This window comes from Streptomyces thermospinosisporus, from assembly GCF_039526425.1.
Lineage (GTDB): Bacteria > Actinomycetota > Actinomycetes > Streptomycetales > Streptomycetaceae > Streptomyces > Streptomyces thermocarboxydovorans.
Genome location: NZ_BAAAIZ010000064.1, coordinates 18,797 through 33,097, shown reverse-complemented (window position 1 = coordinate 33,097; position 14,301 = coordinate 18,797). Strand labels below are relative to the sequence as shown.

Below are 14,301 nucleotides of genomic sequence, written 5' to 3'. Positions count from 1 at the left end.
TGTGCAACGGACGCCGCCCGGATTTTCGCGGGCGGGCCCGGGGCGGACCCTGCGACACTGAGCAGTGGATCAGCTCCCTGGCCGGAGCGGACCCACCGACCACCACGAAGGAACGACGAGGTACGGACTTCATGAACGACCACAGCCAGCCCGACGGCTCGGCCAAGCACGAGCACGATCACGGGGCGCTCGGCGACGCCGAGTACGCGGAGTTCATGGAGCTCGCCGCGGAGGAGGGCTTCGAGCGGGAGGACGTCGAGGGCGCGATCGAGGCGGCCGGTCACGGCCCGCTGCCCGTGCTCGCGGTCATCGGCCGCCCCAATGTCGGCAAGTCGACTCTGGTGAACCGCATCATCGGCCGCCGGGAGGCGGTCGTCGAGGACAAGCCGGGCGTCACCCGTGACCGGGTCACCTACGAGGCCGAGTGGGCGGGCCGCCGCTTCAAGGTCGTCGACACCGGCGGCTGGGAGCAGGACGTCCTCGGCATCGACGCCTCCGTCGCCGCGCAGGCCGAGTACGCCATCGAGGCCGCCGACGCGGTGGTGTTCGTGGTGGACGCCAAGGTCGGCGCCACCGACACCGACGAGGCCGTGGTGCGGCTGCTGCGCAAGGCCGGCAAGCCGGTCGTGCTCTGCGCCAACAAGGTGGACGGCCCGAGCGGCGAGGCCGACGCCGCCTATCTGTGGTCCCTGGGCCTCGGCGAGCCGTACCCGGTCTCCGCGCTGCACGGCCGCGGCACCGGCGACATGCTGGACCAGGTGCTCGAGGTGCTGCCGGACGCCCCGGCCCAGACCTTCGGCACCGCCGTCGGCGGCCCGCGCCGGGTCGCCCTGATCGGCCGGCCCAACGTCGGCAAGTCCTCCCTGCTGAACAAGGTCGCCGGCGAGGAGCGCGTCGTCGTCAACGAGCTCGCCGGCACCACCCGCGACCCGGTCGACGAGCTGATCGAACTCGGCGGCAAGACCTGGAAGTTCGTCGACACCGCGGGCATCCGCAAGCGCGTCCACCTCCAGCAGGGCGCCGACTACTACGCCTCGCTGCGCACCGCCGCCGCGGTGGAGAAGGCCGAGGTGGCGGTCGTCCTGATCGACGCCTCCGAGTCCATCTCGGTGCAGGACCAGCGCATCGTCACCATGGCGGTGGAGGCGGGCCGTGCGCTGGTGCTCGCCTTCAACAAGTGGGACACCCTCGACGAGGAGCGCCGCTACTACCTGGAGCGGGAGATCGAGACCGAGCTCGGCCAGGTCGCCTGGGCGCCCCGGGTGAACGTCTCGGCGCGCACCGGACGGCACGTGGAGAAACTGGTCCCGGCGATCGAGACGGCGCTGGCGGGCTGGGAGACCCGGGTCCCGACCGGCCGTCTGAACTCCTTCCTCGGCGAGCTGGTCGCCGCCCACCCGCACCCGGTGCGGGGCGGCAAGCAGCCGCGCATCCTGTTCGGCACCCAGGCGGGCACCAAGCCGCCGCGGTTCGTGCTCTTCGCCACCGGGTTCATCGAGGCGGGCTACCGGCGCTTCATCGAGCGCCGGCTGCGCGAGGAGTTCGGCTTCGAGGGCACGCCCATCCACATCTCGGTGCGGGTGCGCGAGCGGCGCGGCAAGAAGAAGTAGCGCCAGGCCGTCAGGCTTTCAGGCAGTGAGACGGGGCGGTCCCCAAGGGGGGCCGCCCCGTCGTCTGTGTGCTCGTCTGTGCCGCTGCCGGGTGGTCGTAGGCCGCTGCCCGCCGGCTACAGGCCCCGGCGCGGCATCGGCGGCAGCCCGGCCGGCACCCGCTGCCACTGCGGCTGGGGGCCGGCACCGCTCTGCCGGGCGCTGCCGGCCCCGACGCTGTAGGCGCTGTACGCCCCGCCGCCCAGGGAGCCACCGATGGAGCCCGAGCCATGACCGCCGTAGGAGCCCGTGCGGTGCGCGAGGCTCCCGAAGGCGTCGAAGCCGAGCCGCTCCTCACCGCTGCGGTCACCCGGCAGCGAGCGGCGGGACTCGACGTACTCGGCGTAGAGCGCGTCGTAGATCGGCGTGGCCGAGGGGCAGCGCCGGGCGTCCCGGACCGGTCCCACGGGGGCGGGGACCGACGGGAGCGGCTGGCGGCGGGAAAGGTCGTATGCGTGCACGTATGTGCAAACGACCCTGCCCGGCAAGGGATGCGGTCCCCTGCGGGGCTTTCGCCGGAAGCTGCCCGCGCGGCCCTCGGGCGCCGGTCAGGTGCCGGCGAGTGGCAGGGCTGCGCCGACCAGTTGGCCGCCCGCTGCCGCGCGGTCCAGGGCCTCGCGGAGCAGGTCCTCGCGGGGCTGGCGGCCGATGGAGCCGACCGGGGCGGCGAACATCAGCACCTGCTGGTGCTTGTTGGCGGCCGCGCGCCAGCCGTCGGTCACCTGCAGCGGCTGGTGCGCCTGCCACCAGGCCACCGGGCGGCCGCCGTCGGGGCCCGGCTGGAGCACCGCGTGCAGCTGCCCCACGGCCAGCAGCACCGACCAGCCGTGCAGTACCGGCGGCACCGCCGACAGCTCGCTCAGCGGCATGAAGCCCTGCTCGATCAGCAGCGGCAGGAAGTCGTCGCCGGAGCCGTACGAACCGGGGCGGGAGACCGGCGCGGTCGGTTCCACGACCAGGGCCGGGTGCAACTCCCCGGCGATCAGGACCAGTCCGCTGGTCACCCCGAGCACGGCCTGCTGGGGCGCGTTCTGCTGCGCCGCCGGCTGCGGGGCGGGCTCCTGGGCCGCCTGGCCGCCGCTGATGGACCGCACGGCACCCCTCAGCTGCTCCTCGGTGACCTGGACGACCTGCGAGGGCAGACAGGTGGCGTGGGCGAAGGCGAGGACGGCGGTCTCCTCCCCGATGAACAGGACGGTGCTGGTGCGCTCCTGCTCCGGGTCGCCCGGGGTGCGGCACGAGGTGCAGTCGTAACCGCCCGGGGCGGTGTCTCCGGCGAGCAGACGGTCGGCTTCTTCGTCGCCGATCTCGGCGCGTACCTCGTCGCTGACGTCGAGCATGCGCGGCACGGGTGGCTCCCTCGGGATGCGGTGCGTGACGGGACCGGGTGGCTCCCGGCCCGTGGTCCGGGTGGATCCCCGGCTCATGAAGAAGACAACGGACGATCTGTGGCGGTAGTCACGCCCTCGGACGAACGGAATCGAACCGACCGACGCACACCGTCACGTTCGGCGCGGAATCGGGCACTCACCGTCAACTGGCCGCAGGGGTAAAGAAGTTGGGAGCGTGAGGTGGGTCACGCAGCGGCGGCCCGAGTGGTCGACAAATCAGGAAATCAGCTGATGAAATGGGTGGCCGAAATTCGCCGCTACCTCAGGTAATGCCCAACTGGCCTGCCGGGACGGGCCGTTGGTTGCTCCGCGGCCGCGAGGCTCCTTACATTCCTCCGCCGTGTGCACCGAGCACCGCCCGGGTACGTCCGCCGACCGCACCATCCCATGCTCCACCGCACCACCCCCGACAGGCGGACGGGGCGAGCGCGGACCGTGCGCCCCATGGCGCGGCGGGCGGCGCAACGCCCAGGGGACCCCGGGTTGTTCGAGAGGGAACTACATGTCCGAATGTGCCCATAACACCCGCGACTCCCGCGACCCCGGCACCTCCCGCGACACCGGGAGCACCGGAGGCCGGGCCCGTACGACGGCCGTCCTGGCCGGTGCGGCGCTGCTCGCACCCCTGGGGCTGCTGGCCGGCGGCGGCAGCGCCGCCGCGGCGGACAGCGGGGTGTGGGACCGCATCGCCCAGTGCGAGAGCGGCGGCAACTGGCACATCAACACCGGCAACGGCTACTACGGCGGGCTCCAGTTCTCCGGCGCCACTTGGCGCGCCTTCGGCGGCACGGCCTACGCACCGACCGCCGACCGGGCCACCAAGGCCCAGCAGATCGCCATCGCCACCAAGGTCCAGCGCGCCCAGGGCTGGGGCGCCTGGCCCGTCTGCTCGGCCCGCGCGGGGGCCTCCGGCAGCGCACCGGCGACCGGCCCGGTGAGCGCGAACCGGGCGCCGCAGAAGGCCGCCGAGCCGGCCAAGCCCGCGAAGCCCGCGAGGAAGGCCGCCGAGCCGTCGCAGTCCGCGGCGTCCGCGCGGTCCGCCGGACACCCGGACCGTGACCACTCCCGCGGCGACTGCACCGTCCGCGCGGGGGACACCCTCAGCGGCATCGCGGCACGGCACGGCACCACATGGCAGCGGCTGTACGCCGTCAACAAGGCCGTCATCGGCGGCGATCCCGATGTGATCCTTCCGGGCCAGCGGCTCAAACTCTGAGAACAGCCGAGAACAGCCGAGAACAGCCGAGAACAGCCGAGAACAGCCGAGAACGGCTGAGAACAGCCGAGAAGGGCTGAGAACGGCAGTGCGAACTCTGAACCCTCCGGCCGGGTTCAGATGCCGGGGAGGCGGGCGACCTCACCCGCCTCCCCGGCGAACACGACCGCACCGCGGCGCAGTTCGTAGACGAACGCGGGACGGCCGTGCAGGGCGGGCGGCAGCCGCTGCTCCGCCAGCACCACACAGGCGTCCAGGGACGCCAGCAGCTCGTACGTGCGGGCCGCGACCGCGGGTGACATGCCCTGTGCCGGCTCGTCCACGAGCAGCACGCGCGGCCGGGCCAGCAGGGCGCGGGAGATCGCCAGCATCCGCTGCTCGCCGCCGGAGAGCGTGCCCGCCCGGCGGTCCAGCAGCGGCCGCAGCGCCGGGTAGGCGTCCAGGGCGGGAGAGGGCTCGGGCGCGGCGAGGGCGAGATTCTCCCGCACCGTCAGGGAGCCGAACACCGCCCGCCGCTCCGGCACCAGACACAGCCCCCGGCGGGCCCGTTCGAACGCCGGCATCCGGGTCACGTCGGCGCCGTCCCACACCACCGCCCCGGCCGACAGCCGCACGGTGCCGGCCAGGGCGCGCAGCACGGTGGTGCGCCCCGACCCGTTGCGCCCGAGCAGCACCGTCAGGCCGGGTCCGGGCGCGACGAGGGTGACGCCGTGCAGGGCCTCCAGGGGCCCGTAGCGCACGCGCGCCCCGCGCAGTTCGACGGTGGTCGTCATCGTCCGGTCGCCTCCCCGAGGGTGTCCAGGACATGGCCCGGCGGTCCGGTGGCGACGATCCGGCCGGCCGTCATCACATGCACCACGTCCGCGAGGTCGGCGACCAGGTCGAGGTCGTGCTCGACCACCAGCAGTGCCATGCCGTCGGCGGCCAGCGCCTTCAGGATCCGCGCCAGCGCGGCCACTTCGGCGGTGTCCAGACCGGCCGCGGGCTCGTCCAGCAGCAGCACGCGGGGGCCGCCGGCCAGGGCGCGGGCGAGTTCGACGCGGCGCAGCGTGCCGGTCGGCAGACCGGCGGCGGGCAGCGCCCGCACCGGCCCGTCAAGGCCGAGCAGCCGCAGCGTCCGCTCCACGGCACCGGGATCGCTCACCCGGCCCTGCTCGGCGCCGACCCGTACGTTCTCCGCCACCGTGAGCGTCGGGAACACCGCCAGCTGCTGGAACGTCCGCGCGACGCCCAGCCGGGTGCGCGCGTGCGCGGGCAGCCGCGTGACGTCCCGTGCGCCGAACCGCACGACCCCCCGCTCGGGCCGCAGCGTCCCGGCGAGACAGTGGAACAGCGTGCTCTTCCCGGCCCCGTTGGGCCCCACCACCGCCGTGACCCGCCCCGGCGGCACCCGCAGACCGACTCCGTCCAGCGCGATGAACCCCCCGTACCGGACACGCAGTGCCCGCGCCTCGAGCACGGACACGTCACCCGGCCCGTACGCGGCCGCCGCGCCCGCCCAGCCGGCGGGCCGGCCCGGTCCACCGGGCGCCACCGCCCCGGAGCGGCCGGGGAACCAGAGCCACCGCCGACCGAGGCCCCGGCGCCGGGGCCGTGACGCCCCGCGGCCGTCCGCCGCCTCCGCGTCGGCCGTACGGCGCTCACCGAAGCGCGAGTTCCCCCGCCCCGTCGGCGGGGTGGTGGAGTCCGTGCTCGGTGTGGGGCGCTCGGGCCCCGTGGTGCCGGTGTCGCGCGCGTCCGGGGCCCCCTTCGCACCCCGGCGGCCGCCCGTGGTCCCCGATGGCCCGCCGCCCGCCTTCTCCCGCTCCGTTGGTCGGGTGCCGGTGTCCCGTGCGTCCGGGGCTGCTTCCGTGTCCCGGGGGCCACTTGCGGGTCTCGCCGGGCGGCCGCCCGACTCCTCCCGCCCCGCCGGCGGGGTGGCGGTGTCGAGGGATGCTCCGGTGCTCGGTGTGGGGCGCTCGCGCCAAGCGGGGCCGGTGTCTTGGGCCTCCGGAGCTGTCTCCGTGCCCCGGACATGGCTCACGGCGCTCGCCGGGCCGGCGCCCGCTGTCCCGGTCGTTGCCGTGGCGCCGGACGCTACTGGTACCGGTGGGGGCTCCTCGGGTGGGCCGTGGAGGCGGCGGCGGAGACGGGTGCCCAGCGGCGTCAGGGACGGGGTGCCGTGGAGGCGTTGAGCGGCGGAGCGGAGGGCCTCGTAGGGGCCGCCGGGGAAGCGGCCCACGAGGACGGCCAGGACGCCGATGACGGCCGCCGCCACGCCGCCCCGGGTGCCCGCGTCGAGGCCGACCAGGAGGGCCGCGGCGAGCAGGGCGCCCAGGGTGCTGTCGGCGCCCAGGACCACCACCGCGGCGAACCACAGCAGGCCCCGCACGGGGTCGAACGCGGCCGGGTCGAAGGCGCGCAGCCCCATGCCGAGCATGCCGCCGCCGAGCGCGGCCAGCGCGGCACCGCAGACGAAGGCGAGCAGCTTGAGGGAGGGCACGGGCACGCCCGCCGCGCGGGCCCCGGACTCGTGGTCCCGCATGGCGGCCAGGGCGCGTCCGACGCGGCCCCGGCGCAGCGCGGCCGTCGCCAGCAGCGCGCACACCAGGAGGGCCAGCTCCAGGGCGTAGTAGGCGCGGTCGTTGTCGAAGCCGGCGGGGCGGTTCAGGAACAGGCCCGCCGTGGCGTAGGGCTGGGCGAAGACGAAGCGGCTCACGCCCACGCCGACCGCGAAGGTCGCCAGCGCCAGGGCCAGGCCCCGGCGGCCGATCGCCGGCCAGCCGGTGAGCACCCCCAGGGGCGCCACCAGGATGACCGCCACCGCCAGCGCGGCCAGCTCCGGCAGCCGGGGCAGGCCCGGGAAGCGCCCGGCGGCCAGCAGGGCCGTGAACAGGGCGCCCAGGCCCGCGTACGCCGCCTGGCCGAGGGAGATCTGCCCGCCCCGGCCCGTGACCACGACCAGCGACAGCAGCACGACGCCGAGCGCCGGCACCTGCACGGCCGTGTGCAGATCGCGCCCGGCGAAGCCCAGCGGCAGCAGAAAGAGCACCCCGGCCACGATCCAGGCGCCCGGCGGCGTCGGCACCCGCGCGGTCGCCGAGCGCGGCAGCGCGTCGCGCGTGCCCACACCGGGCAGCGCCAGCGCGGCGATCAGCAGCGCGACGACGAACAGGTTGGAGCCGAGCGCCTGCACCAGCGGCTGCGCCCAGCCGGACGGATGCAGCCGGGTCAGCTGGCTCTGCGCCACCCCGATGCCGAGCGCCACGACGACCGCCACCGACAGGCTCCGCATCCGCGCGGCCACCGCGACCGCCAGCACCTCCATCACCAGCAGCGGCAGCCCGTACGGGTCCAGCCGCACGTACGGCGCCAGCAGCACCCCGGTGAGTCCCGCGGTGAACGAGCCGAACGCCCAGCCCACCGCCGCCACCCGGTCCGCGTCCACGCCGCCGAGCACCGCCAGCTGCCGGTCGTCCACCACCGCCCGCAGCTCCCGCCCGAACCGCGAGAAGCGCACCACTGCCGCGACCCCCGCGGCCAGCACCGCCACCACGGCCAGCTGGCCCCACGGCTCCGCCGCCAGCAGCACCGGCGCGTCGTCCCGCGCCCCCTGCCCCCACAGCAGCGCCGCCCCGCCCACCAGCAGCACGAACACCCCGAGGGAAGCCACCAAGGTCTGCGCCGGATCGCCGCCCAGCACCGACAGCGGCCGGAAGACGAACCGCTCCAGCACCACCCCGATCCCCGGAGCCACGACCACCAGCGCGAACACGGCCGCCCACCACAGCGGCCAGCCCCACTCCACCACGCACTGCCGCAGCACATAGGCGCACACCATGGCGATCGCCCCGTGCGCGAAGTTGAGCACCCCGGTCGCCCGGTACGTCACGATCAGGCCGATGCCGGTGAGTGCCGCGGCGGCGCCGACCGACAGCCCGGCCAGCGTGAGGTCGTACGTCAGCGAGGACATCGGCGGCCGGGCTTCAGTCGTCGTCCCCGGCGGGCTCACAGATCGGACAGGGCCTCAGCCGGCCGTCCGCCACCAGCGCCTTGTCCACCGGCACCGCCTCCGCCTTCCCCGCGACCAGCGGACAGTCCGCGCGGTGCCACAGCGTGCCGCCCGGCACCATCAGCATCTCGCCGCTGACCGCGACCGGCGCACCGGCCGCCTGCCCGGAGACGTCGACGCCGGCCGGCTCCGCCTCGACCAGCAGCCCGTACAGCTCCTCCACCCGGGTGGCGGCCAGCGCGTCGCGCCCGTGCGCCAGCAGCACCGCGCCCGCGATGATCAGCGCCGCGCCGGGGATGGTGCAGGAGGCCAGATAGGGCAGCTGCCGTTCGGCGTACCGCTCGCCGGAGATGCCGTACCAGCCGAGGACGCACAGCACCGCGCCGGCCGCGAGGGCCGCCCAGCCGGCCCACAGGGCGGGGTGCACGGTCCGCAGTCGGGCTGTCCGCATCCTGGCTCCCACAACGCTCGGGTTCGTCTCCGCGCATGTGCCGGCCCGCCCGTGTCCCGCGGCCCCCGGGTCCCGGATCCCCGGCGCACTGTCCAAGTCGGGCGTTGGCTTGCACTATGCCTTGTGGAAGCTGACCCTGAAAGAACCGGGCGCACATGGCCCGGACCGACACCCGGTGGTGAGCCAGATGGTTCTCGGCAGCGACCTCAGGCGGGGGACACGAGGAACACGGGGGACCAGGGGAAGACGCGGCCCGCGGCCGGCGCGGCGCGGCTCCGCCCTGGCGGCGGCCGCGATCCTGGTCCTCGGCCCCGGACTTGCGGCATGCGGCGATGACGACGACGGCGGCGGCGACTCCAGCCCGCCGCCCACACCGACACCCGAACGGACCACGAGCGCCCCGGCGAGCGCGCCCGCGGACCGCGCGGCCGCCGAACGGGAGATCCGGCAGAACTGGGAGAAGTTCTTCGACCCCGCCACCTCCCTGGAGGACAAGACGACCGTCCTGGAGAACGGCGAGCAGATGTCTCCGGTGCTCCAGGCCTTCAGCGGCGACCAGCGCGGCGGTCAGGTGCAGGCGAAGGTCACCAAGATCACCTTCACCTCGCCCACCGAGGCCGACGTGACCTACACCCTGACCCTCAAGGGCGCCACCGTCCTGCCCGACGCCTCCGGCACGGCCGTCGAGCAGGACGGCACCTGGAAGGTGTCCGCCAAGACCCTGTGCGCGCTGGTGCAGATGAGCGGCAATGGGTCGGCCACGGCCGTCCCGGGCTGCTGAGGTGCCGGCGCCCCGACGGGCCGCGTCCGCCCGGCCCCTGCCGCACCGCGGGCGGACGCTCCCGGCCCTGGCGCACCGTCGGTGGACGCTGCCCGCCACGGCGCTGGCCGCCGCCGCGCTCCTCGCCCTGACCGCGGCGTGCGGCAGCCGGCTGCCGGAGAGCGATTTCGGCACCGACGACCGCTCGCCCGCGCCCACCCGGGCCACGAGCGAGCCGCTGCACGTCGGCATCATCACCAGCGCCACCAGCCCGGTCGGCGGCAGCGCCTTCACCGGCCCGCGCGACGGAGCCAAGGCGTACTTCGACCGGCTCAACTCCCGCGGCGGCATCGACGGCCGGCGCGTCGAGGTGCACCTGTGCGACGACGGCGGCAGCGGCGTCGGCAACAACGAGTGCGTGCGCAAACTGGTCGACGAGCAGAAGGTGGTCGCCCTGGTGGCCACCACCGCCTTCGACTACGCGGGCGCCGCCCGGGTCTCGAGCGCCGGCGTCCCGGACATCGGCGGCCAGCCCATCGGCACCGCCTACGACACCTATCCGCACCTGTACAGCATCTACGGCACCTCGGCGCCCCGGAACGGCACGACCGGCTGGGACGGCAAGCTGTACGGCGGCACCGAGGTCTACCGCTACTTCAAACGCGAGCACGGCGCCCGCACCGCCGCGGTCGTCTCGTACAACCAGTCCGCCTCGGCCGCCTACGCACGGCTCATCGAACGCGGTCTGAAGGCCGAGGGCTACGACGTGGTCTCCGAGCAGGTCGACTTCGCGCTGCCCAACTTCCGCGCGGTGGCCGCCGATCTGAGGCAGCAGGGCGCCGATCTGGTCTTCGACGCCATCGACGCGCACGGCAACGCCCGCCTGTGCCGGGCGATGGACGAGGCCGGCGCGAAGGTCACCGCCAAGGTGACCAATGTGCAGAACTGGACCTCGGCCGTGACCCGCGACTACAAGGACGCCCCGAGCTGCCGCAACGCCCTGTGGGCGACCGGCCACAGCCGCAACTACGAGGACACCAGCCACCCCGCTGTGCGGGAATTCCGGGACGCCACCGCGGACTTGGAGACGCACTCCCAGTGGCAGCTGGAGGGCTGGGCGGCCGCCCGCTGGTTCACCGACGCCGCCAAGTCCTGCGCGAACGAGGGCATCACCCGCGCCTGCGTCGACGCGTACGTCAACCGCAGCGACGGCTACACCGCGGGCGGGCTGCTGCTCCCCGTCAGCTTCACACCGTCCCCCGAGCCGCCGAGGACCAGCCGGACCTGTCTGTCGGTGGCCCGCTGGCAGGACGGCAAGGGGTGGGTGAGCCAGGGCGACATGAACCGCACCTGCTTCACCGTCCCGCAGCTCGCCTACGAACCCTGAGACGGTCCCCCGTACCCCGAAGACGCACCAGCTTCCGGACAGAAGCTGTCCGCAACGGCTGGCAGACTTCCCTCCATGTTGGAGACCTCGGCCCGCCTGCTGCGCCTGCTGTCCCTGCTCCAGACCCACCGCGAGTGGTCCGGCGCCGACCTCGCCGAGCGGCTCGGCGTCAGCGCCCGCACCCTGCGCCGGGACGTGGACCGGCTGCGCGAGCTGGGCTACCCGGTCCACGCCAGCCCCGGCACCGGCGGCGGCTACCAGCTCGGCGCGGGCGCCCGGCTGCCGCCGCTGCTGCTCGACGACGACGAGGCGGTCGCCGTCGCCGTCGGCCTGCGCACCGCGGCCGGCGGCGGCATCGAGGGCATCGGGGAGACCTCGGTGCGGGCGCTGGCCAAACTGGAGCAGGTGCTGCCGGACCGGCTGCGCCGCCGGGTGAGCGCCCTGAACGCCTTCACCGTGCCCATGCTGCGCGGCCCGGGCGCCGACGCCGTCGACCCGGCGGTGCTGACCGAGCTGGCCCATCTGTGCCGGGACGCCGAGCGGCTGCGCTTCGAGTACCGCGACCACGAGGGCAACTCCAGTCGCCGCACCGTCGAGCCGCTGCGGCTGGTGTGCTCCGAGCGCCGCTGGTATCTGGTCGCCTGGGACCTCGACCGGTCCGACTGGCGCACCTTCCGCGTGGACCGCATCACCCCCAAGCCGCCGCACGGCCCCCGCTTCGAGCCGCGCGAACCCCCGGCCGAGGACCTCGCCGCCTACGTCTCCCGGGGCGTCTCCACCCGCGCCTACGCCACGCACGCCGTGATCCGGCTGCTGGCGCCCCTCGAGCAGGCCGCCGAACGTATCTCACCGAGCGCGGGTTTGCTGGAACCGGACGGCCCGGACGCCTGCCTGCTGCGCACCGGCGCCGGCAGCCTGGAGCTGATGGTCCTGCATGTGATGCTGCTCGGCCTCGAGTTCGAGGTGCTGGAGCCCGAGGAGCTGATCGACGCCGTCACCGCGGCTCGGGACCGGCTTGCTCGCGCTTCGGCTCGGGCTGAGGCGTCACGGCCGCGTACTCCGGGTGATGCAGATCGAACGCCGGCGACTCCGAACGGATCCGGGGCAGCGTCGTGAAGTTGTGCCGCGGCGGCGGGCACGACGTCGCCCACTCCAGGGAACGCCCGAAGCCCCAGGGGTCGTCCACCTCGACCTTCCGGCCGTACTTGGCGGTCTTCCAGACGTTGTAGAGGAACGGCAGCGTCGACATGCCAAGGAGGAACGCGCCGATCGTGGAGACCGTGTTCAGCGCGGTGAACCCGTCCGCCGCGAGATAGTCCGCGTAGCGGCGCGGCATGCCCTCGGCGCCCAGCCAGTGCTGCACCAGGAACGTGGTGTGGAAGCCGATGAACAGCGTCCAGAAATGGATCTTGCCGAGCCTTTCGTCGAGCATCTTCCCGGTGAACTTGGGCCACCAGAAGTAGAAGCCGGCGAAGACCGCGAAGACCACGGTGCCGAACACCACGTAGTGGAAGTGCGCCACCACGAAGTAGGAGTCCGTCACATGGAAGTCCAGCGGCGGCGACGCCAGGATCACCCCGGACAGACCGCCGAAGAGGAACGTCACCAGAAAACCCGTCGCCCACAGCATCGGCGTCTCGAAGGAGAGCGAACCCTTGATCATGGTGCCGCTCCAGTTGAAGAACTTCACCCCCGTCGGCACCGCGATCAGGAAACTCATGAAGGAGAAGAACGGCAGCAGCACCGCACCGGTGGCGAACATGTGGTGCGCCCACACCACCACCGAAAGACCGGTGATCGCCATGGTGGCGCCGACCAGCGTGAGATAGCCGAACAGCGGCTTGCGGGAGAACACCGGAATGATCTCGGTGACGATGCCGAAGAACGGCAGCGCGATGATGTAGACCTCGGGGTGCCCGAAGAACCAGAACAGATGCTGCCAGAGAATCGCGCCGCCGTTGGTCGCGTCGAACACGTGCGAGCCGAACCGGCGGTCCGCCTCCAGCACCAGCAGCGCCGCCGCCAGCACCGGGAACGCCATCAGGATCAGGATGGACGTGAACAGCGTGTTCCAGGTGAACAGCGGCATCCGGAACATGGTCATCCCGGGGGCGCGCATCCCGATGATGGTGGTGATGAAGTTGACCGCGCCGAGGATGGTGCCGAAGCCCGCCAGCGCCAGCCCCATGATCCACAGGTCGGCGCCGATGCCCGGCGAGTACTCCAGGCTGTTCAGCGGCGCGTAGGCGAACCAGCCGAAGGCGGCCGGACCCCCGGTCACCACCAGCGAGCCCAGCACGATCAGCCCGCCGAACAGGAACAGCCAGTACGAGAACATGTTCAGCCGCGGGAACGCCACGTCCGGCGAACCGATCTGCAGCGGCATCAGCTCATTGGCGAACCCGGCGAAGCTGGGCGTCGCGAACAGCAGCAGCATGATCGTGCCGTGCAGGGTGAACAGCTGGTTGAACTGCTCGTTGGTGACGATCTGCGTCCCCGGACGGCCCAGCTCGGCCCGCATCACCAGCGCCATCGCGCCGCCGATCAGGAAGAACACGAAGGATGTGATCAGGTAGAGGTGGCCGATCTTCTTGTGGTCCGTGGTGGTCAGCCAGTCGATGATCACGCGCCCGCGCCGCGTCGGCGCGGGCGCCGGTGCCGCCTGAACGGTCTGCGTCCCCATGGCTCCCTCGCCCCTTCGCTCTCGCGCACCGGGCGCCACGGCCCGTGCCACACGTTCCCGCGGGTCCCGCCATGATGCTCGCCCGGTGGGCGCTCCGACAGGGGGCGTGACCGGCCGGACGACGGAATCCGGAAATGGGACACGCCGCCCGGGTATTCGTCCGCGGGTGCGGGCCGGGCCGGGAAAATGCGCCCGTGACCCCTTGTCCGGGACTTAATCCCGGGCCGCACCGAGGCTCTCGCGCGACGCGCGGAAATCACCCTCGAATGCCCGGGGAAGGCGGCGAGAATCGCTCGTTGGTGTGACGGTCCGTGGACCGGTCGGCTGTCGTGATCCTGTGACACAAGCGTGACCGCCGGCAGACACCGGGCCGTCCGGGGAAGACCGGGGGCCGTCCGGGAGGGCCGGGGGGCCGTCCGGGGAGCCGGGCTTCCCCGCGCACCGGGCAGGGCATAGCGTGGCCGCATGGCACCCATCCCGACACCCTCCGCGGAACCCGACGACAACCCGGACGCCTATGTGGGCCTGGCCGCAGGCCGCGCCGAGGACCTGGCGCGCGAGCGCGGCTGGTCGACGGTGCGGGCTCTGCCGCCCGGCGCGATCATCACCATGGAGTACCGGGTGGGCCGGCTGAACTTCGAGGTGAAGGACGGCCGGGTGGCGCGGGCCTGGAAGGGCTGAAGGCCCCGCACAGCGGCGGCCCGGAAGGCTGAAGGCCCCGCACAGTGGCGGCCCGGAGGGCTGAGGACCTGCACAGAGGCCCCGGTTCCGCG

Annotated in this window: 11 protein-coding genes and 1 pseudogene; 6 read left to right on the top strand and 6 right to left on the bottom strand. The window is 73.7% G+C overall.

The annotated features are described in order from the left end of the window. The first annotated feature begins 131 nt into the window (after positions 1-131). Positions 132-1,610 (top strand): ribosome biogenesis GTPase Der, encoded by a 1,479-nt coding sequence (gene der / locus ABD207_RS21185; protein ID WP_344014667.1) that lies wholly within the window; start codon positions 132-134, stop codon positions 1,608-1,610. A gap of 116 nt (positions 1,611-1,726) precedes the next feature. On the opposite strand, the gene ABD207_RS21180 is transcribed toward der, so the two are convergent. Both ABD207_RS21180 and ABD207_RS21175 read right to left on the bottom strand, forming a co-directional pair. Then, positions 1,727-2,110, bottom strand: coding sequence for a hypothetical protein (locus tag ABD207_RS21180; RefSeq protein WP_344014666.1), 384 nt, complete (start codon positions 2,108-2,110; stop codon positions 1,727-1,729). A gap of 87 nt (positions 2,111-2,197) precedes the next feature. After that, complete coding sequence (locus ABD207_RS21175; RefSeq protein WP_344014665.1) at positions 2,198-2,998, bottom strand: hypothetical protein; 801 nt, start codon at positions 2,996-2,998, stop codon at positions 2,198-2,200. A 544-nt stretch (positions 2,999-3,542) separates the two neighbouring features. Here ABD207_RS21175 and ABD207_RS21170 point away from each other — a divergent pair. Continuing rightward, entirely contained in the window at positions 3,543-4,256 is a 714-nt protein-coding gene (locus ABD207_RS21170) for a transglycosylase family protein (protein ID WP_344014664.1), read from the top strand. 116 nt (positions 4,257-4,372) lie between these two features. Here the strand turns inward: ABD207_RS21170 and ABD207_RS21165 are convergent, their stop codons facing one another. The 3 genes from ABD207_RS21165 to ABD207_RS21155 are packed head-to-tail and all read right to left on the bottom strand — an operon-like array spanning position 4,373 to position 8,698. Beyond that, the gene (locus ABD207_RS21165) at positions 4,373-5,029 is read right to left on the bottom strand and encodes an ABC transporter ATP-binding protein (RefSeq protein ID WP_344014663.1); all 657 of its coding nucleotides are present in this window, start codon (positions 5,027-5,029) and stop codon (positions 4,373-4,375) included. Continuing rightward, positions 5,026-8,208: an ABC transporter permease subunit gene (locus tag ABD207_RS21160; RefSeq protein ID WP_344014662.1), complete on the bottom strand. Its 3,183-nt coding sequence runs from the start codon at positions 8,206-8,208 to the stop codon at positions 5,026-5,028. Before ABD207_RS21160 ends, ABD207_RS21165 begins: the two co-directional genes overlap by 4 nt. Positions 8,209-8,221: 13 nt before the next feature. After that, on the bottom strand, positions 8,222-8,698 hold the full coding sequence (locus tag ABD207_RS21155) for a hypothetical protein (RefSeq protein WP_344014661.1): 477 nt from the start codon (positions 8,696-8,698) through the stop codon (positions 8,222-8,224). A gap of 187 nt (positions 8,699-8,885) precedes the next feature. On the opposite strand from ABD207_RS21155, the gene ABD207_RS21150 reads away from it, so the two are divergent. From ABD207_RS21150 to ABD207_RS21140, 3 genes are all read left to right on the top strand, one after another. Then, positions 8,886-9,479: an MTB12 C-terminal domain-containing protein gene (locus tag ABD207_RS21150; protein WP_344014660.1), complete on the top strand. Its 594-nt coding sequence runs from the start codon at positions 8,886-8,888 to the stop codon at positions 9,477-9,479. 67 nt (positions 9,480-9,546) lie between these two features. Continuing rightward, positions 9,547-10,845, top strand: a complete 1,299-nt coding sequence (locus ABD207_RS21145) for an ABC transporter substrate-binding protein (protein WP_344014685.1) — start codon at positions 9,547-9,549, stop codon at positions 10,843-10,845. A gap of 75 nt (positions 10,846-10,920) precedes the next feature. After that, on the top strand, positions 10,921-11,961 hold the full coding sequence (locus tag ABD207_RS21140; RefSeq protein WP_344014659.1) for a helix-turn-helix transcriptional regulator: 1,041 nt from the start codon (positions 10,921-10,923) through the stop codon (positions 11,959-11,961). On the opposite strand, the pseudogene ctaD reads toward ABD207_RS21140, so the two are convergent. After that, positions 11,846-13,528, bottom strand: a pseudogene (gene ctaD / locus ABD207_RS21135) (aa3-type cytochrome oxidase subunit I); the annotation flags it as partial. The gene ABD207_RS21140 and the pseudogene ctaD overlap by 116 nt on opposite strands. 465 nt (positions 13,529-13,993) lie before the next feature. On the opposite strand from ctaD, the gene ABD207_RS21130 reads away from it, so the two are divergent. Next, positions 13,994-14,209 carry an I78 family peptidase inhibitor gene (locus tag ABD207_RS21130; protein WP_344014658.1) on the top strand — a complete coding sequence of 72 codons (216 nt, stop codon included), beginning with the start codon at positions 13,994-13,996 and terminating at the stop codon, positions 14,207-14,209. Positions 14,210-14,301: the final 92 nt, after the last annotated feature.